Origin of the sequence: Actinophytocola algeriensis, from assembly GCF_014203735.1 — a bacterium.
Lineage (GTDB): Bacteria > Actinomycetota > Actinomycetes > Mycobacteriales > Pseudonocardiaceae > Actinophytocola > Actinophytocola algeriensis.
This window is the reverse complement of record NZ_JACHJQ010000002.1, coordinates 539287-558808: the sequence shown is the minus strand read 5'-3', so window position 1 is coordinate 558808 and position 19522 is coordinate 539287. Positions and strand designations below refer to the sequence as shown.

15 protein-coding genes are annotated in these 19522 nt (G+C 68.8%); 14 read left to right on the top strand and 1 reads right to left on the bottom strand.

The genetic code is table 11. The features are described 5' to 3' along the window. Positions 1 to 61 precede the first annotated feature (61 nt). The 14 genes from araB (at position 62) to FHR82_RS08655 (ending at position 18144) form a co-directional block, all read left to right on the top strand. A complete protein-coding gene (gene araB / locus FHR82_RS08720) occupies positions 62 to 1732 on the top strand; it encodes a ribulokinase (protein WP_184809765.1) in 1671 nt (556 codons plus the stop codon). Between the two features lie 73 nt (positions 1733 to 1805). Further along, positions 1806 to 2459, top strand: coding sequence for an L-ribulose-5-phosphate 4-epimerase (locus FHR82_RS08715; protein WP_184809764.1), 654 nt, complete (start codon positions 1806 to 1808; stop codon positions 2457 to 2459). Between the two features lie 20 nt (positions 2460 to 2479). Further along, positions 2480 to 3979: an L-arabinose isomerase gene (araA, locus tag FHR82_RS08710; RefSeq protein WP_184809763.1), complete on the top strand. Its 1500-nt coding sequence runs from the start codon at positions 2480 to 2482 to the stop codon at positions 3977 to 3979. 17 nt (positions 3980 to 3996) lie between these two features. Beyond that, positions 3997 to 5112 carry a multiple monosaccharide ABC transporter substrate-binding protein gene (gene chvE / locus FHR82_RS08705; RefSeq protein ID WP_184809762.1) on the top strand — a complete coding sequence of 372 codons (1116 nt, stop codon included), beginning with the start codon at positions 3997 to 3999 and terminating at the stop codon, positions 5110 to 5112. 2 nt (positions 5113 to 5114) lie between these two features. Continuing rightward, positions 5115 to 6653: a multiple monosaccharide ABC transporter ATP-binding protein gene (gene mmsA, locus FHR82_RS08700; RefSeq protein WP_184809761.1), complete on the top strand. Its 1539-nt coding sequence runs from the start codon at positions 5115 to 5117 to the stop codon at positions 6651 to 6653. Beyond that, a complete protein-coding gene (gene mmsB, locus FHR82_RS08695; protein ID WP_184809760.1) occupies positions 6650 to 7882 on the top strand; it encodes a multiple monosaccharide ABC transporter permease in 1233 nt (410 codons plus the stop codon). The genes mmsA and mmsB overlap by 4 nt, the downstream gene beginning before the upstream one ends. Before the next feature lie 403 nt (positions 7883 to 8285). Beyond that, on the top strand, positions 8286 to 10169 hold the full coding sequence (locus tag FHR82_RS08690) for a cellulase family glycosylhydrolase (RefSeq protein ID WP_221463574.1): 1884 nt from the start codon (positions 8286 to 8288) through the stop codon (positions 10167 to 10169). Positions 10170 to 10184: 15 nt separating this feature from the next. Next, positions 10185 to 11909: an ABC transporter substrate-binding protein gene (locus FHR82_RS08685; protein ID WP_184809759.1), complete on the top strand. Its 1725-nt coding sequence runs from the start codon at positions 10185 to 10187 to the stop codon at positions 11907 to 11909. Between the two features lie 7 nt (positions 11910 to 11916). Then, entirely contained in the window at positions 11917 to 12909 is a 993-nt protein-coding gene (locus tag FHR82_RS08680) for an ABC transporter permease (protein WP_184809758.1), read from the top strand. Then, positions 12906 to 13844 carry an ABC transporter permease gene (locus tag FHR82_RS08675; RefSeq protein ID WP_184809757.1) on the top strand — a complete coding sequence of 313 codons (939 nt, stop codon included), beginning with the start codon at positions 12906 to 12908 and terminating at the stop codon, positions 13842 to 13844. Before FHR82_RS08680 ends, FHR82_RS08675 begins: the two co-directional genes overlap by 4 nt. Continuing rightward, positions 13844 to 14794: an ABC transporter ATP-binding protein gene (locus tag FHR82_RS08670; RefSeq protein WP_184809756.1), complete on the top strand. Its 951-nt coding sequence runs from the start codon at positions 13844 to 13846 to the stop codon at positions 14792 to 14794. The genes FHR82_RS08675 and FHR82_RS08670 overlap by 1 nt, the downstream gene beginning before the upstream one ends. Beyond that, positions 14794 to 15702, top strand: coding sequence for an ATP-binding cassette domain-containing protein (locus tag FHR82_RS08665; protein ID WP_184809755.1), 909 nt, complete (start codon positions 14794 to 14796; stop codon positions 15700 to 15702). The genes FHR82_RS08670 and FHR82_RS08665 overlap by 1 nt, the downstream gene beginning before the upstream one ends. Next, entirely contained in the window at positions 15699 to 16718 is a 1020-nt protein-coding gene (locus tag FHR82_RS08660) for a LacI family DNA-binding transcriptional regulator (RefSeq protein WP_221463573.1), read from the top strand. The genes FHR82_RS08665 and FHR82_RS08660 overlap by 4 nt, the downstream gene beginning before the upstream one ends. A 292-nt stretch (positions 16719 to 17010) precedes the next feature. Continuing rightward, positions 17011 to 18144 (top strand): HNH endonuclease signature motif containing protein, encoded by a 1134-nt coding sequence (locus FHR82_RS08655; protein ID WP_221463572.1) that lies wholly within the window; start codon positions 17011 to 17013, stop codon positions 18142 to 18144. A gap of 21 nt (positions 18145 to 18165) precedes the next feature. On the opposite strand, the gene FHR82_RS08650 is transcribed toward FHR82_RS08655, so the two are convergent. Next, entirely contained in the window at positions 18166 to 19494 is a 1329-nt protein-coding gene (locus FHR82_RS08650; protein ID WP_184809752.1) for a cellulase family glycosylhydrolase, read from the bottom strand. Between the last annotated feature and the right edge of the window lie 28 nt (positions 19495 to 19522).

Sequence of the window (19522 nt, the reverse complement as noted above, 5' to 3'; positions counted from 1 at the left end):
TCACTGCTGAATCCTGCTGAGTTCTCTTGACGGCAGGAATGTTAGCGATAACAATCCTCGCATGGCTGGCGATCGCGATGACGCGCTTGTGGTGGGGGTCGACTTCGGCACGTTGTCCGGGCGGGCGGTCGTTGTGCGGGTCCGGGACGGGGCCGAGCTGGGGACCGCTGTGCACGAGTTCCGCCACGGGGTGCTCGACCGGGCCATGCCGGACGGGGCGCCGCTTCCGCCCGACTGGGCGCTCCAGGTGCCGCGCGACTACGTCGACGTTCTCCGCACCGCCGTGCCCGGCGCGATCCAGGACGCGGGTGTCGACCCCGCGAACGTGATCGGGATCGGGACCGACTTCACCGCCTGCACGATGATCCCGGCGACCTCGGACGGGACGCCGTTGTGCGAGCTGCCCGAGTTCGCGAACAACCCGCACGCCTACGTGAAACTGTGGAAGCACCACGCCGCGCAGCCGCAGGCCGACCGGATCAACCAGGTCGCCGCCGCGCGCGGGGAGAAGTGGCTCCCCCGGTACGGCGGGCTCATCTCGTCGGAGTGGGAGTTCGCCAAAGGGCTGCAGCTGCTCGAAGAGGCGCCCGACGTGTACGCCGCCATGGACCACTGGGTCGAGGCCGCCGACTGGATCGTCTGGCAGCTCACCGGGAACTACGTCCGCAACGCCTGCACCGCGGGTTACAAGGGCATCCACCAGGACGGCGCCTACCCGTCGCAGGACTACCTGCGCGAGCTGAACCCCGGCTTCGCGGGCTTCGTGCGCGACAAGCTCGACCACCCCATCGGCAACCTCGGCGACCGCGCCGGGAACCTCACCAAGCTCGCCGCCTACTGGACCGGGCTGCCCGAGGGCATCGCGGTCGCGGTGGGGAACGTCGACGCGCACGTCACGGCGCCCGCCGCGCAGGCCGTCGAGCCTGGGCGGCTCGTCGCGATCATGGGGACCTCGACGTGCCACGTCATGAACGGTGCCGAACTCCGTGAGGTGCCGGGGATGTGCGGCGTGGTCGACGGCGGCATCGTCCCCGGCCTGTGGGGGTACGAGGCCGGGCAGAGCGGCGTCGGCGATATCTTCGGGTGGTTCGTCGACAACCAGGTGCCGCCCGCCTACCACGAAGCCGCCGCCGCGCGCGGGATCTCGCTGCACGACCACCTGACCGAGTTGGCTGCCAGGCAGAAACCGGGGGAGCACGGGCTGCTCGCGCTCGACTGGCACAGCGGCAACCGGTCGGTGCTCGTCGACCACGAGCTGTCCGGGGTGGTCCTCGGGCAGACCCTCGCCACCCGGCCGGAGGACATCTACCGCGCGCTCATGGAGGCCACCGCGTTCGGCACCCGGGTGATCGTCGAGTCGTTCGCGGAGTCGGGGGTGCCGGTCACCGAGCTGGTCGTCGCGGGCGGGCTCGTGCGGAACGCGCTGCTCATGCAGATCTACGCCGACGTCACCGGACTGCCGCTGTCGACCATCCGCTCCGCGCAGGGGCCCGCGCTCGGTTCGGCCATGCACGCCGCCGTCGCCGCCGAGGCCTACGCCGACATCCGCGCGGCCGCCGTCGCGATGGGGTCGGTGAACAGCGGGGTGTACCGGCCGATCCCGGAGCACACCGCGGTCTACGAGAAGCTGTTCATGGAGTACGCCGACCTGCACGACCACTTCGGCCGCGGCGGCAACGACGTCATGCACCGGCTGCGGGCACTGCGCCGGGAGGCGGTGGCCGGCCGATGAGCGGAGCTTGCGGAACGAATCATCAAGGCTGGGCGACGTGCGAGCAGACGCTCGGAGCCTGCGAGGAGCGGTCGTGAGCACCGTCGACGAGCTGCGGTGCGAGGTCGCCGACCTGCACCGCGAGCTGACCCGCTACTCCCTGGTCATCTGGACCGCGGGCAACGTGTCCGCGCGCGTCCCCGGCGAGGACCTGATGGTGATCAAGCCGTCGGGTGTCTCCTACGACGACCTCGGCCCGGACACCATGGTCCTCACCGACCTGCACGGGAACCTCGTCGAGGGCGAACTCGCGCCATCGTCGGACACCGCCGCGCACGCCTACGTGTACCGGAACATGCCCGAGGTCGGGGGAGTGGTCCACACGCATTCGCCCTACGCCACCGCGTGGGCCGCGCGCGGCGAGCCGATCCCGTGCGTGCTCACGATGATCGCCGATGAGTTCGGCGGCGACATCCCGGTCGGGCCGTTCGCGCTGATCGGCGACGACTCGATCGGGCGGGGCATCGTGGAGACGTTGCGGGACAGCAGATCCCCGGCGGTGCTCATGCGCAGCCACGGCCCGTTCACCATCGGGGCCGACGCCCGCGCCGCGGTGAAGGCCGCGGTGATGCTCGAGGACGTCGCCCGCACCGTCCACTTCGCACACCAGCTCGGCAGGCCGGACGCGATCGACCAGCAGCACGTGGACCGGCTCTACGCCCGGTACCAGGACGTCTACGGGCAATAACCCGGGCAAGGAGTCACCACATGTCGTCTGCCGCCAAACCGCAGGTCTGGTTCCTCACGGGAAGCCAGCACCTCTACGGCGCGGAGACCCTCGACCAGGTCGCGGGCCAGTCGCAGCAGATCCAGCGCATGCTCACCGACTCGGGCGCCATCAGCGCCGAGATCGTGTGGCGGCCCGTGCTCACCGACTCGGCCGCGATCCGGGACGTGCTGCTGGCCGCCGACACCGACCCGGCGTGCGTCGGCGTGATCGCGTGGATGCACACGTTCTCGCCGGCCAAGATGTGGATCACCGGGCTGGACGTGCTGCGGAAACCGTTGCTGCACCTGCACACCCAGCTCAACGAGGCGCTGCCGTGGGCGTCCATCGACATGGACTTCATGAACCTCAACCAGGCCGCGCACGGCGACCGCGAGTTCGGCTACATCCAGACCCGCATCGGGGTGCCGCGCAAGACCGTCGCCGGGCACGCGAGCGATCCGGTGCTGGCGCACCGGATCGACGACTGGGCCCGCGCCGCCACCGGCCTCGCGCACCTCAGATCGCTGCGGCTGGCGAGGTTCGGCGACAACATGCGCGACGTCGCCGTGACCGAGGGCGACAAGGTGGAGGCCGAGCTGCGGTTCGGCGTGTCGGTCAACACCTACGGCGTCAACGACCTCGTGGCGGTCGTCGACGAGGTCGCCGACGACGAGATCGACCTGCTCGTCGCCGACTACGCCGACGCCTACCGCCTCGCGCCCGCACTGGCGCGCGGCGGAGAGCGGCACGAGTCACTGCGGTACGCGGCCCGCATCGAGGCCGGGCTGCGCCGGTTCCTCACCGACGGCGGGTTCGGCGCGTTCACCACGAACTTCCAGGACCTCGGCGGACTACGGCAGCTGCCGGGCCTCGCCGTGCAGCGGCTGATGGCCGACGGCTACGGGTTCGGCGGCGAGGGTGACTGGAAGACCTCCACGCTGCTCGCCGCGGTGAAGGCCATGGGTGCGGGCGGGACCTCGTTCATGGAGGACTACACGTACCACTTCGGCCCCGGCACGCCGAAGATCCTCGGCGCGCACATGCTCGAGGTGTGCCCGTCGATCGCCGCCGACACCCCGTCGTGCGAGATCCACCCGCTCGGCATCGGCGACCGGGAGGACCCGGTGCGGCTGGTGTTCGACGCCGCGCCCGGCCCGGCCGTCGTCGTCGGGCTCGCGGACATCGGCGACCGGTTCCGCCTGGTGGCCAACGAGATCGACGTCGTGCCGCCGGACGAGCCGCTGCCGAACCTGCCCGTCGCGCGGGCCGTGTGGCAGCCGACGCCGTCACTGCAGACCTCCGCCGAGTGCTGGCTCACCGCGGGCGGCCCGCACCACACCGTGCTCACCAGCGCGGTCGGTTCGGCCGTGCTGCGCGACTTCGCCCGGATGGCCGAGACCGAGCTCGTGCTCATCGACAACGACACGACGACCGACGCGTTCGCCGACCGGCTGCGCTGGAACCAGGCCTACCACCGCCTCGCGCACGGCCTGCGTTAGAGAGATTGGGAGAAACAATGAGGTTTCCACGGCTCGTGGCAGGCCTGACCCTGGCGTCCGCCCTGGTCCTGTCCGCGTGCGGCTCGTCGGAGAAGACCGTCGACCAGCAGCCGACGTCGACGGAAGGCGCGCTGATCGGCGTCACCATGCCGACCCGGGCGTCCGAACGCTGGATCCGTGACGGCGACAACGTCAAGAAGGCACTGGAGGATAAGGGGTACAAGGTCGACCTGCAGTACGCGGAGAACGACATCCCCACCCAGGCCAACCAGATCGAGAACCAGATCACCAAGGGCGCGCGGGCACTGATCGTCGCGTCCATCGACGCCAAGTCGCTGTCCTCGCAACTGCAGGCGGCCGCCGACGCGAAGATCCCGGTGATCTCCTACGACCGGCTGCTCCTCGACAGCCCCAACGTCGACTACTACGCCTCGTTCGACAACTTCAAGGTCGGCGTCCAGCAGGCCACCTCGCTGCTCACCGGGTTGAAGGTGCTGAACCCCGACGGCAGCCCCGGCACCGCGAAGGGACCGCTCAACGTCGAGTTGTTCGCCGGTTCACCCGACGACAACAACTCGTCGTACTTCTACGACGGCGCGATGTCGGTGCTCGAGAAGTACATCGGCGACGGCACGCTGGTCGTGAAGAGCGGGCAGAAGGACTTCAAGACGATGGCGATCCTGCGGTGGGACCCCGCGACCGCGCAGCGGCGCATGGAGGACCTGCTGACCTCGACGTACGGCAGCGCCCGGGTCGACGGCGTGCTCTCGCCCTACGACGGCATCTCCATCGGCATCCTCTCCGCGCTCAAGAGCGGCGGCTACGGCACCGCGGGCCAGCCTTACCCGATCGTGACCGGACAGGACGCGGAGGTCGCCTCGGTGAAGTCGATCGTCGCCGACGAGCAGTACTCGACCATCTTCAAGGACATCCGCGAGCTGGCGAAGGCGGCCGCGGACATGGCGGACGCCGTAGTCCAGGGCAAGGATCCCAAGGTGAACAACACCGAGGACTACGACAACGGCGAGAAGGTCGTGCCCGCGATCCTGCTGCAGCCGGTGATCGTCGAGAAGTCGAACTACGTCAAGGAACTCGTCGACACCGGGTACTACACCGCCGACCAGCTGAAGTGACCATGGCCGACGCCACCGACGCGGACATCCTGCTGATGAGCGGGATCACCAAGTCGTTCCCGGGTGTCACGGCGTTGCGGGACGTGACGTTCGCGGTGCGGCGCGGGGAGATCCACGCGATCTGCGGCGAGAACGGGGCGGGCAAGTCGACGTTGATGAAGATCCTCTCCGGGGTGCACCCGCACGGGTCGTACTCCGGGGAGGTGGTCTTCGAGGGCGAGGAGTGCCGGTTCGCGGGTATCCGGGACAGCGAGGCCCGCGGTGTCGTGATCATTCACCAGGAGCTGGCGCTGGTCGGCCAGCTGTCGATCGCGGAGAACCTCTTCCTCGGCAACGAGATGGCGCACCGCGGGTTGATCGACTGGAACCGGACGAACCACGAGGCGGAGAAGCACCTGCGCCGCGTCGGCCTGCGCGAGAACCCGACGGTCGCCGCCGGTGAGCTGGGTGTGGGCAAGCAGCAGCTCGTCGAGATCGCGAAGGCGCTGTCCAAAGAGGTCAAGCTGCTGATCCTGGACGAGCCGACGGCGGCGCTGAACGACGACGACTCCGCGCACCTGCTCGACCTGCTGCGCGGTCTGCGTGACGACGGCATCACGTGCGTGGTGATCTCCCACAAGCTGGGCGAGGTCACCGCGATCGCCGACACGATCACGATCCTGCGCGACGGCCAGTCCATCGAGACGCTGGACGCGTCCGACGTCACGGAGGAGCGGATCATCGCGGGCATGGTCGGCCGCGACCTGGAACACCGGTTCCCGCCGAGGACGCCACACGTCGGCGAGGAGGCGCTGCGGATCGAGGACTGGACCGTCCACAGCCCCACCAACCCGGGCCGCGTGGTGGTCGACCACGCCACCCTGTCGTTGCGGCGCGGCGAGGTCGTCGGGCTGGCCGGGCTGATGGGCGCGGGCCGCACCGAGCTGGCGATGTCGGTGTTCGGCCGGTCCTACGGCGTGGACATCTCGGGGCGGGTCTACAAGGACGGGCGCGAGATCGACGTGCGGACCGTGCGGTCGGCGATCCGCAACGGCATCGCGTACGTGAGCGAGGACCGCAAGCGGTACGGGCTGAACCTGGTGGCGGACGTGAAGCAGAACGTGTCCGCGGCCGGGCTCGGGCTGCTGTCGCGGCGCAACTGGGTCAACGAGCACGAGGAGTTCCGGGTCGCCGAACGGTTCCGGGACGCGCTGCGGATCAAGACGCCGTCCGTCGCCGCGGGGGCGCGGACGCTGTCCGGCGGCAACCAGCAGAAGGTCGTGCTCGCGAAGTGGATGTTCACCGAGCCGGACGTCCTGATCCTCGACGAGCCGACCCGCGGTGTCGACGTCGGCGCCAAGTACGAGATCTACACGATCGTGAACTCGCTGGCGGAGCAGGGGAAGGCGGTGCTGGTGATCTCGTCGGAGCTGCCGGAGCTGCTCGGGCTGTGCGACCGGATCTACACGCTGTCGGCGGGCCGGATCACCGGTGAGGTGCCGCGCGAGGAAGCCACACAGGAGCGGTTGATGGAGTACATGACGCAGGAGGTGCGGCGGTGAGTGCTGACGTCTCGACGCCGCCGGTGACCCAGCCGGTGGCTCCGGGGCCACCGCGGCGGTTCCGGCTGAACCTGCGGCAGAGCGGCATCTACGTCGCGTTCGCGTTGATCGTGGTGCTGTTCACCGTGCTCACCGACGGGGCGCTGCTGCAGCCGGGGAACATCTCGAACATCGTCGTGCAGAACTCGTACGTGCTCATCCTCGCCATCGGCATGATCCTCGTGATCATCAGCGGGCACATCGACCTGTCGGTGGGCTCGGTCGTCGCGGTGACCGGCGCGATCTGCGCGGTGCTGACCGTCCAATGGGGACTTCCGTGGTGGCTGGCCGTGCTCGCCACACTCGGTGCAGGCGCGCTGATCGGCGCGGCGCAGGGGTACTGGATCGCGTACTTCGGCATCCCGGCGTTCATCGTGACCCTCGGCGGGATGCTCGTGTTCCGCGCGCTCACCCTGACGGTGCTGGGGAACCAGGGCATCGGCCCGTTCCCGGACGAGATCCGCACGCTGGCCAACGGCTTCACCGGCGGGTACCTGGGCAACGTGGGGCTCGGGCCGCTGGGTGGCGCGGACCTCCTGTCGCTGCTGATGGGGATCCTGGTCGTGGCAGGTTTCGCGTTCGTGCAGTGGCGGACGAGGCGCGCCCGGCTCGGGTACGGACAGACCGTGGACCCGTTCCCGCTGTTCGCGGTCAAGATCCTCGTGGCCGCGGCGGTCGTGCTGTTCGTGGTGGTCCAGCTCGCACGGTTCCGGAACCTGCCGTGGGTGCTGGTGCTGCTCGCGGTGCTGGTGCTGGCGTACTCGTTGATGGCGAGCCGCTCGGTCTTCGGCAGGCACATCTACGCGGTGGGCGGCAACCTGCAGGCCGCGACGCTGTCCGGCGTGCGGGTGAAGCCGGTGACGTTCTGGGTGTTCGTGAACATGGGAGTGCTGGCCGCGCTCGCGGGCGTGATCTTCGCGGGCCGTCTCAACCAGGCGGGCCCGACCGCGGGCAACGCGTTCGAACTGGACGCGATCGCGGCGGCGTTCATCGGTGGCGCCGCAGTCCAGGGTGGCGTCGGCAAGGTCATCGGCGCCATCACCGGCGGCCTGATCATGGGTGTGATCAACAACGGCATGTCGCTGATCGGTGCGCCCTCGGAACGCGTGATGCTGGTGAAGGGCCTGGTCCTGCTGGCGGCGGTCGCGTACGACGTGTGGACCAAACGGCGCGCGGGAGCCGCCCGGTAGAGCAGGCGGCGCGGGTGCTCGTCGGGTGCGCCCGCGCCGCCATCCGGGGTGGGCGGTGGTGGCTCCGCCCACCCGCGGCGAGGTGGTGACTCGTCCGGTCCCTGGCGTGTCGCCACCTCGCCGGTCTTCCTCGGCGCGGCCGTTCTCGCGCTGCTCTACGTCGCTTCCCGGGGGGGGGGGCGTCGTCCTCGCCGGACGGGCCTCGCCGGAGCGGCAGGTCGCTGGGCAGGCAGGTAGGCGGTGGGTTGTGTCGGCGTGCGCCGCGTGAGGTTTTGGGAGCGCGCGCTGAACCGGTTCACTTTGGGGCTAGCGGTTCGTTCGGAACCTGCCGTACTCTTCGGGCTCGTACCCGACTGGACGCTATTTTCGATACTTACGCGGTTCAGTAGGCGAGGAGGCGACGATGCTTCTGTTCGACGGACGGCCGTGGCTGGGGGCCAACTTCTGGTCGCGGTCCGGTGGGCCGCTGATGTGGCGGAACTACGACCGGGACCTGGTCACCCAGGAACTGCGGGTCCTGCGCGAACACGGCATGAACGTCACCCGCTCGTTCTTCTACTGGCCCGACTTCCACCCCGAGCCCGGCCGGGTCGACGACGAGATGGTCGCGCGGTACGCCGACTTCCTCGACCGGCACACAGAGCAGGGCATGGCCACGATTCCCACGTTCATCATCGGGCACATGTCCGGGGAGAACTGGGACCCGGCCTGGCGGCAGGGGCGCGACCTGTACTCGGACGTGTGGATGGTCGGGCGGCAGGCGTGGTTCGTCGAGCGGCTGACCGCCCGGTTCCACTCGCACCCGGCCGTCGCGGGCTGGCTGATCTCCAACGAGATGCCCATCTACGGGGAGCCCGCCACCAGGGAAGCGGTCACGGCATGGGCCCAGCTCATGGTCCAGGCCGTGCGCGCGGGTGGCGGGACACAGCCCGTCTCGATCGGTGACGGGGCGTGGGGGATCGAGGTCACCGGGCGGGACAACGGGTTCTCCGTCCGCGACCTGGCCGCACTGACCGACTTCGTCGGGCCACACGTGTACCGCATGGAGAACGACGTCGTCCGGCAGCACCTCACGGCCGCGTTCATCTGCCAGCTGGCCGACCTGAACGGCAAACCCGTGGTGCTGGAGGAGTTCGGCGTCACCGACAGCTTCGTCTCCGCCGAGCACGGCGCGCAGTACTACCGCCAGATCCTCCACAACACCCTCCTCGCGGGGGCGACCGGCTGGATCGCCTGGAACAACACCGACTTCGACGACCTGTTCACCCAGGACCCCTACCGGCACCACCCGTTCGAGCTGCGGTTCGGGCTCACCGACGTGACCGGTGCCCCCAAGCCGCAACTGCGGGAGGTACGGGACTTCGCCGACGTCCTCGACAAGATCGACTTCCCGAACTGCGTGCGACCCGAGCCCGAGGTCGCGCTCGTCGTGCCCTCCTACCTCGAGCACCGGTACCCGTTCACGGAAGAAGACGACAGCAGCCACCTGTTCGACGTGCTCCGGCAGTCCTACGTGGCCGCACGCGCGGCCGACCTGTCCGTGACGGCGGCCAGGGAGCTGGACGGGCTGCCGGCAGCGAAGCTGTACCTCGTCCCGTCCGCCAAGCAGCTCACCGCGCCGACCTGGCGGTACCTCGCGGACCGCGCCGAGGGTGGCGCGACCGTCTTCGTGTCCTACAGCGCGGGCAACCACAGTACCCAGCGCGGTATGTGGCACGGCGACCTCGACGGCATGTTCGGGGTCGCGCACCAGCTCCGGTACGGCATGGTCGACCCGGTCACCGACGACGAGGTCGCCGTGACGTTCACCGCCGACCTCGGGCCGATCGGCGCGGGCACCACGCTCACCTTCCGCGCCGGTGGCAACGAGCACGAGCGGGTGTTCCTGCCGGTGCGCGCCACCGACGGTGAGGTCGTCGCCGTCGACCAGCACGGGAACCCGGTCCTGGTGAGAAAAGGGCAGCTCGTGCTGTGCACCTACCCGCTCGAGGCCATGGCCGCGGCGCTGCCGCGCGTCAACCCCGAGCCCACACAACGGATCTACGACGCGCTGGCGGCCATCGCCGGCGTGTCGCGTGCGGTGACCGTCGCCGACCCGCTCGTCCACGTCGGCGAGATGGCGCACCGGGACGGTCGCCGGTTCGTCTGGCTGATCAGCCAGGCGGAGGAGGAGCTGGAGGTCAAGCCTGCCGGGGGCACGCTGGCCGACCTCACGTCGGGGGAGCCCGTCAACGAGGTGACGTTGCGCCCGTACGGCGTGCGGGTGCTGGTACTCGAGGATTCCTGAACGAGGAGATGCGCCATGCGAAACCGGTTGAGGTTGCTGGCCATGTTAGCCGCGGCGGGATTGTTCGCCGCCGCGTGCACGGGTGTGGACGGCGGTGACTCGGGCGACGCGCCCGGCTCGTATCCGCGCAACCAGACCCTGTTCACCAGCGGCACGCAGTGGGGCCCGCCCGCGAACTGGAACCCCGTCATGAACTGGGCGTACGCCACCGGCACCGTCGGCTACGTCTACGAGACCCTGTTCCTCTACGACCCGCTCACCGACGAGTTCGAGCCGTGGCTCGCCGAGCAGGGCGACTGGACCAGCGACACCACCTACGAGGTGACGCTCCGGGACGGTCTCACGTGGACGGACGGCAAGCCCATCACGTCCGACGACGTGGTGTTCACGATCGAGCTCGGCAAGATGGAGACGGTGCCGTACCACTCGATGTACGAGTTCATCTCCTCCGTCGAGGCCGTGGACAAGCGGACCACCAGGATCACGTTCTCCGAGCCCCGCTACCAGCAGTGGGCGAACTGGGTGTACTTCAACCCGATCGTGCCGAAACACCTGTGGAGCAACAAGTCCGAGGAGGACGTCACCTCCGGCGCGAACGAGCAGCCGGTCGGCTCCGGCCCGTACCTCTACGAGACGCACGACCAGGACCGCATGGTCTGGAAGAAGAACGACAAGTGGTGGGGCCGCGACAAGCTGGACCTCGACGTCAAGCCCACCTACGTCGTCGACATCGTCAACACCAGCAACGAGGCCGCGCTCGGCCAGCTGCTGCAGGGCGACATCGACCTGTCCAACAACTTCCTGCCCGGCATCGCGTCGCTGGTCAAGGGCGGCTACCAGCTGCAGACCTACTACCAGGACGCGCCGTACATGCTGCCTGCCAACACGACGTGGATGGTGCCCAACAGCACGAAGGCGCCGCTGAACGACGCCGCGTTCCGCCGTGCGCTCGCGAACGCCGTCGACACCGACAAGATCGTGAACTCGGTGTACGGGCAGATCGTGGAGAAGGCCAGCCCGACCGGGCTGCTGCCGATCTGGGACAAGTACATCGACAAGGCGGTCGTGGCGGAGGTCGGCCCGGCCTTCGACACCTCGGGTGCCGCGGAAATCCTCAGTCAGGCCGGGTACCGCGACACCAACGGTGACGGCCTGGTCGAGAACAAGGACGGCTCGCCGATCGACCTGAAGCTCGCCACCCCATCCGGTTGGACCGACTGGAACGAGGCGGCCAGGGTGATCGTCGACAGCGCCAAGGCCGCGGGCATCAAGATCACCTCGGAGACGCCGGCGGACACCGTCGTGCAGGACATGCGCGAGTCCGGCGAGTTCGACCTCATCCTCGACAACCAGCGGCAGATGGACAACACGCCGTTCCGGTACTACGAGTACGTCTTCGGGCTGCCGATCCTCGAGTCGCAGACCACGGTCAACTACGGCCGGTACGAGAACCAGCAGGCGTGGGACCTCACGCAGCAGCTCGACAAGACCAAGGTCGACGACCTGGCCGGGATGCAGTCGGTCGCGTCGCAGCTGCAGCGGATCCAGCTGACCGAGATGCCGATGATCCCGTTGTGGTACAACGGCCTCTGGTCGCAGTACAGCAACTCGGTGTGGACCAACTGGCCCTCGGCCGAGGGTGACGGGCCCAGGTACCTGCCCACCACCTGGCGCGGGTACATGCAGCGCGGCGCGATCAAGATGCTGGCGGAGCTGAAGCCCGCACCGCAGGACAAGTAGCGTCGCGATGGGACGGTACTTCGGGAGGAAGCTCGCGATCTACGCCCTGACCTTCGTGGTCGCGGTGACGATCAACTGGCTCATCCCGCGCTTCATGCCGGGCGACCCGGTGCGCGCCATGGTGGCGCGCGCCGGGTTGCAGGACCCCGCCGGGGTCGCGGCGATGCGCGAGTACTACACGAGCCTGTTCGGCTTCGACCTGCCATGGTGGCAGCAGTACCTCAACTTCTGGGGTGAGCTGCTGCGCGGCAACTTCGGCGTGAGCCTGTGGGCCTACCCGAAGTCCGTGGGGTCGATCATCCTCGCGGCCGTGCCGTACACGCTCGGCCTGCTGCTGCCCGCCATCCTGCTGAGCTGGTGGGCCGGCAACAAGTTCGGCGCGTACGCGGCGCGGAAGAAGGTGCTCGACAACGCGGTCCTGCCCATCTGGTACGTGCTGACCGCGACGCCGTACATGTGGCTCGCGATCCTGCTCGCGTGGGCGTTCGGGAAGGTGGCCGGCCTCTTCCCGGTCGGCCGCAGCTTCAGCGCGTCACTGGAGCCGTCCTTCTCGTGGCTGTTCATCTCCGACCTGATCAGCCACTGGTTCCTGCCCTTCCTGTCCCTGTTCCTGGTGGCGTTCGGCGGCTGGGCCATCGGCATGCGCAACCTGATCATCTACGAGCTGGAGGCGGACTACGCGCACTACCTCGGCGCGCTCGGCGCACCACAACGGCTGGTGCGCCGGTACGCGTTCCGCAACGCGGTGCTGCCCCAGGTCACCGGCCTCGCGCTGCAGCTCGGGGTGATCATCGGCGGCGCCGTCGTCACCGAGATCGTCTTCGACTACCGCGGTCTCGGCTACCTGGTGCTGGAGGCGATCAAGACGAGCGACCTGTTCCTGTTGCAGGGCATCTTCCTGTTCATCGTGATCGGGGTCCTGGTGGCGAACTTCATCATCGACGTCGTCTACGTGCTCGTGGACCCGCGCACGCGGGTCGGCATGGGGAGCGGCTCATGACGCAACCGAAACCGGAACCGGACGTGCCGGTGGCGGCCGGGGCCGCGGAGGTCGCCACGGTGCCCGGGGTGGCGGTCGTGCACGGCGGGGGTGTGCGGCGCGAGGCGCTGCACTTCGCCGTGCGCAACCGCAAGCTCGTCGGCGGGTTCGTCGTCGTGCTCGTGTTCCTGCTCGCCGCGCTAGTCGGGCCGCTGTTCGCGAGCGGCGACCCGAACGCGTACGTCGGACCGGCGGCCGCGGCGCCGTCCGGCGAGTACTGGTTCGGCACCACGACCTTCGGGCAGGACGTGTTCGCGCAGTTCCTCCACGGGCTGCGGGCGTCGTTCTTCGTCGGCGTGGTCGCGGCGCTCATCGCGGGCGTGCTCGGCATGGTCATCGGGTTCACGTCCGGCTACCGGGGCGGGCTCGTCGACGAGGTCCTCAACATGATCACCAACATCGTGCTGGTGCTGCCGGTGCTCGCGGTGCTGATGATCATCGCGGCGTACCTGGAGGTCCGGGACGTCCAGGTCCAGGCGGTCATCATCGGGCTGTTCTCGTGGCCCTGGGTGGCGCGGGCGGTGCGGTCGCAGACGCTGACGCTGCGGGCGCGGGAGTTCGTCGACCTGGCGAAGCTGTCGGGCATGCCCGTGCGGCGGATCATCTTCCGCGAGATCGCGCCGAACATGGCGTCCTACCTGTTCATGGTGTTCATCCTGCTGTTCGGCGGCTCGGTGCTGTTCGCCGCGACGCTGGACTTCATCGGCCTCGGGCCGACCGAGGGGACCTCGCTCGGCCTGATGCTCAACCAGGCCAAGCAGTGGAGCGCGATGAACCTCGGCCTGTGGTGGTGGTTCATCCCGCCCGGCCTCGGCATCACCACGATCGTCGGTGCGCTGTACCTCATGAACGTGGGCCTCGACGAGGTCTTCAACCCGAAGCTCCGGGAGACGTGATGGCGCTCCGGGTGCAGGACCTCAAGGTGCACTACCGCACGCTGCGCGGCGACGTGCACGCGCTCGACGGCGTCACGTTCTCGGTGGCCGACGGCGAGATCATGGGCCTGGTCGGCGAGTCCGGGTCCGGCAAGACCACGCTGGGCAAGAGCCTCATCCGGATGGACAGCCGGATGAGGCACGTCGGCGGCACCGTCACCCTCGACGGCACCGAGCTGCCGATCGGCGACACCGAGGCGATGAACGCGTTCCGGTTCTCGGACGTGTCGATCGTGCCGCAGTACGCGATGAGCGCGATGAACCCGACGCGCAGGATCGGGAAGATGGTCCGCGAGCTGGTCGAGTCGCGAAAGATCAGGTTCTCCTCGGTGCGGGACGAGCTGAACCGGCGCCTCGACCTCGTCGGGCTCGATCGCGGAGTGCTCGACCGGTATCCGCTCGAGCTGTCCGGCGGCATGAAGCAGCGCATGGTCATGGTGATCTCCACGCTGCTGAACCCGTCACTGCTGATCGCCGACGAGGTGACCTCGGCACTCGACGTGTCCACGCAGCGGGCGGTGGCGCTCGCGCTGGCCGGGTTCCGCGACCACGACCTGGTGCGCAGCATGATCGTGATCACCCACGACGTGTCGCTGGTCTACCAGATCGCCGACACGATAACGGTCATGTACGCGGGCAGGCTGGCCGAGTCCGCGCCGACGGACACGTTGGTGAGCACACCGCGGCACCCGTACACGCAGCTGCTGATCTCGGCGTTGCCGGAGGTCGGGGTGCGGTACGGCGGCAAGCGGCTGACGGGCATCGCGGGCAGCCCGCCCACCCTGCTCGACCCGCCCTCGGGCTGCCGGTTCCGGGCCCGCTGCCCGCTCGCGTTCGACCGGTGCGCCGAGCAGCCGCCCTTCGTCGAGATCGCGGACAACCACCGGGTTGCCTGCTGGAAGGCGGTCTGATGCTGCGGTTGACGGGTGTCTCCAAGACCTACCGGACCGGCGCGTTCGGCCGCGGCACGACGGACGCGGTCCGGGACGTGAGCTTCGAGGTGCGGCCGGGCGAGGTGACGTCGCTGATCGGGGAGAGCGGCAGCGGCAAGTCGACGATCGGGCGGATGGTCCTGCGGCTCACGCGGCCGACCTCGGGCACGGTCACCTTCGAGGGCACCGACGTCGCGCGGCTGTCCGGCGCAGGGCTCAAGGAGTACTACCGGCACGTGCAGGGCGTGTTCCAGGACCCGTTCAGCACCTACAACCCGATCTTCCGCGCCGACCGCGTGTTCGCGATGATCCGCCAGTCGTACTTCCCGCGCGTGCGGGACGACGAGTGGCGCGAGCGGGTCGCGGAGGCGGTCGCGTCGGTCAACCTCAACCCGGACCTGGTGCTCGGCAAGTACCCGCACCAGCTCTCGGGTGGCCAGCTGCAGCGGCTGCTGGTGGCACGCGCGCTGCTGCTGGACCTGCGGCTGCTGGTGGCCGACGAGATCATCAGCATGCTGGACGCGTCGACGCGGATCGACGTGCTCAACCTGCTGGCCGACCTCAAGGAACGCGGGCTGGCCGTGCTGTTCGTGACCCACGACCTGTCGCTCGGCAACTACCTGTCCGACCAGACGGTGATCCTGCGCCACGGCGCGGTCGTCGAACGCGGCGCCACGGAGAAGGTGTTCGGCGATCCGCGGCACCCGTACACGCGGACGCTGCTGGCGTCCGTGCCCCGGCTCGGGACGCGGTGGGAGGATCTGCCGGTGCCGTCGTCCGGTATCCACGAGTGCGCCACGCCGCTCGATGAGGTCGAGGAGGGGCACTTCGTGGCATGCTTCGACACGGACGGTGTCCATCATGGACGGAAGAGCGAATCAGTGTGACTAGACGAGTGACGATCGCCGACGTCGCCAAGAAGGCGGGACTGTCGAAGGGCGCGGTGTCGTACGCCCTGAACGGCCAGCCGGGCGTGTCGGAGTCGACGAGGCAGCGGGTGCTGCGGCTCGCGCTGGAGATGGGCTGGCACCCGAACAGCGCGGCCAAGGCGTTGTCCGGGGCCCGGGCCGGCGCGTTCGGGCTGGTGCTGGCGCGGCCGGCGAGCACGCTCGGGATCGAGCCGTTCTTCATGAAGCTGATCTCCGGCATGGAGTCGGCCATGGCCTCGTCCCAGACCGCGCTGTTGTTGCAGGTCGTCCCCGACCACGCCGCCGAGATCGCGGTGTACCGGCGGTGGTGGGCCGAGCGGCGGGTCGACGGCGTGTTCCTGATCGACCTGTGCAAGGACGACCCGAGGGTGCCGGTGCTGGAGGAGCTGCGGCTGCCCGCGATGGTGGTCGGCGGGCCGGGACACCACGGGGCGTTGCCGGGGGTGTGGATCGACGACGCCAGTGCCATGGTGATGGTGATGGAGTACCTGGCGGCGCTGCGTCATCGGCGGATCGCCCGGGTCGGTGGTGTGCCGGGGATGCTGCACACGGAGCTGCGCACGGAGGCCTTCGATTCGGTGGCCGACCGCCTGGGCCTCGAGTGGTCGACGACCATCTCGACGGACTACAGCCCGGAGCAGGGCGCACAGGTGACCCGTCGGCTGCTGTCTTCCGGCTCCCCACCCACCGCCATCGTCTACGACAACGACGTGATGGCGGTGGCGGGCGTTTCGGTGGCCCACGAGATGGGCGTGCGGGTGCCGTCGGACGTGTCGATCATGGCGTGGGACGACTCGGTGCTGTGCGAGATCACGCATCCGCCGTTGACCGCTGTCAGCCGGGACATCAGCGCTTATGGCGTGCAGGTGGCGGCTCGGTTGCTGGCCCTGCTCAACGGGGAGGTCGTGACCGAGGTGGAGGAGACCCCGCCTCGGTTGGTGGTTCGGGGAAGCACGGCCCGGCCTGTGGATTGAACTGCCGGTTTTGTCGGTGGTGCGCGTTACGCTGGATTCGGGGGCCGGAGGCCGGCGGTTGATCATGCCTGTGGACGGTTGTCCGGGATTGTCGGTGGTCGCCGGTAGGCTGGAATTCGGGGTGCCGAGTCGCTCGCGTCGGCACGGTGTGGTTTGTCCCGCCGGACGGTCCTCCTGCCGGATGGGCCTCGCCGCTCAGCTCCCCACTCGATAGGGTGATTCGTTGCTGCGGAAGGGAAACTGGGAGCCTAGGGGGCGTAGTATCGAATGTATGAGCGAAACTGTTGGAGCGATGTTGCTCTACGAGTTGCGGGCGATCGCGGTGGAGCGGGCTCGGTTGGATGCGCGTGAAGTCCGTGTTCTGGCCCGGCTCTCTGAGCTGCGTAACGATCCGGGCACCAGCACGAACTACGCCTCCGATGAGGTTGCCGCCGAGCTCACGCTGACACCGCTCGCGGCCGCGCGGCGTGTGGGTGTCGCGGTGGAGATGGCCGAACGGCTGCCCGACACCGTTCGTGCGCTGGAGCGTGGTGATCTGGATCTGCAGAAGGCCTCCGCGATCGTCAACCGCCTGCGGGTGCTCGACGACGACAAAGCCGCGCTGGCGGAAGCCGCTGTGCTGGCTTTCGCGCCCGGACGCACCGTCCGGCAGATTCGGGACAAGCTCAGCCGTGAGATCCTCAAGGTCGACCCCGACGGTGCCGAAGAGCGGCGGCTACGCGCTGCCGAGCACACGTGTGTGCGGTTCGAGCCCTGCCCCGACGGGATGGCAGAACTCACCGTCCATGACCGTGCCGAGAACCTCCGGCCCATCTACGACCTGCTCACCACTACCGCTCGCAGGGCCAAAGCAGCCGGAAACCCTGCCGGCACGGGGGAGTTGCGCGCCCAGGCCTTGCGTGACCTGGTCCTGGGGGCGGGGCGGGAGCGGCTGGTGACCGAGTTGCGCGTGACCATCCCGGCCAGTGCGCTCGCCGGAGCGTCCCGGCAGCCGGGGGAGATCCACGGCTACGGGCCCGTCACCATCCAGACCCTCCACGAGCTGGCTGCCGGTGGGAACGTGTTCTGGCGGCGGATCGTCACCGACCCGATCACCGGCACCGTGCTCGACGTCGGACGGCGACGGCGGCACACCCGCCCGCTTGGTGAGCACGTTCGCACCCGCGACCGGCACTGTGTGTTCCCGGGCTGTTCGCGACCGGCTGAGGACTGCCAGCTCGATCACACCACCAGTCACGCGCGCGGCGGTCCTACCGCCGTGCGGAACCTGGGTGTGCTGTGCCAGCGGCACAACCTGATGAAGGAGAACACCGAGTGGCGCCTTGAGCAGCCGGAACCGGGACGGTTCGTCTGGACCTCGCCGACCGGTGTCAGCTACCACGTGGGCCAGGAAGACCCCGTGCTGACCACGTCCGCGGCGGCCTGACGCCGCGAACGTGGTCAGATATCAGGCGGCTGTGCAGGTGGCCGTGTTCAGGGCGAACGTGGTCGGGTTTGTGTTGCTGCCTGACCATGAGGCCGTGAACCCGATCGTCACCGACCCGCCGGCCGCGATTCTCGCGTTGTACGATGCGTTCGCTGCCGTCACCTCGGCGCCTGACTGCGTGGGAACCGCGTGCCACATGTTCGTGACCCGCTGACCGGACGGGAACGCCCAGCGGACCTGCCAGCCGTCGATCGCGGTGGTCTGGCGGTTGGTCACCGTGACCTCGGCCTGGAAGCCGTCCTGCCACTGGCCTGTGACCCGGTACGCCGCCGCGCACGCGCCGGGTTCCGGATCGGGGTCCGGGTCCGGGTCGCCGCCGCCATAGACGGTGGCTTCGCGGGAGGTGGCGCGGATTCCGTTGGTGCCGTTGAAGATTCGCTGGCCCCATGAGGTGAGCTGCGCCGGGTCGAAGTTCGTCACCATGTCCAGGTACTCGACGCCGCCGCCGTTGCCGCTCCAGCTCCAGCCCAGGTAGCCGATGCCCTGGGACCGCGTCGTCGCGAGGATGGTGTCCTCGTCCGGGTTGCCGTCCGAGTGGTTGTGGCCGAACTCGCCGACCACGATGGGCAGTCCCGCTGTGCGGAAGCGGCCCAGGTAGTCGTTGATCTCGGCCGCCGTGTCGAAGACGCCGTACATGTGGATCGAGAACACCGTGTTGCGGTCAGGATCAGCGGCGAACACCGACGACGCGTTGTCGCGCATCGTGAAGGTCCAGTCCTGGCCCCAGTTCGGGGCGTCGACCATGATCGTGTGGGTGAAGCCGCCCGCGCGCAGGCGTTGGATCGCCGTGGACGTGTCCGACGCCCACGTCTGGTAGCCCTGGTTGCCGTACGGCTCGTTGCCGATGTTGACGATGACGTACTTCTCCTGGCCCACCAGGGCCGACTTCACCGACAACCAGTAGTCCACCGCCTGCGCCAGAGTCGCCGCGCCGGACTGTTCGCCGTAGCCCGTCGTGTCGTGGACCTCCAGGACGCAGATCAGCTTGTTCTGCTTGCACAGTGCGACCACGTTGGCGACGTCCGCGGTCTCGTTCTTCGTCCACCGCTGGCCAGACGCCAGCACCACGCGGACCGTGTTCGCGCCCAGCGCCTTGATGTTCGCGAAGGAACTCGTCTGCTGCTGGTACCACGTGTGCGCGTGGTTGACGCCGCGCATCACGAACTCGCTGCCGTTCGACTCGTAGAGCTTGCCACCGGACACATAGAAGCCCGCAGGTGCCGCGGATGCGGTCACCGGCAGGCACAAGGCGGCTATCAACACCGCCACCAATCCCAGTGCTTTTCTCATCTCCATCCTCCCGCTTTTCCAACATGGA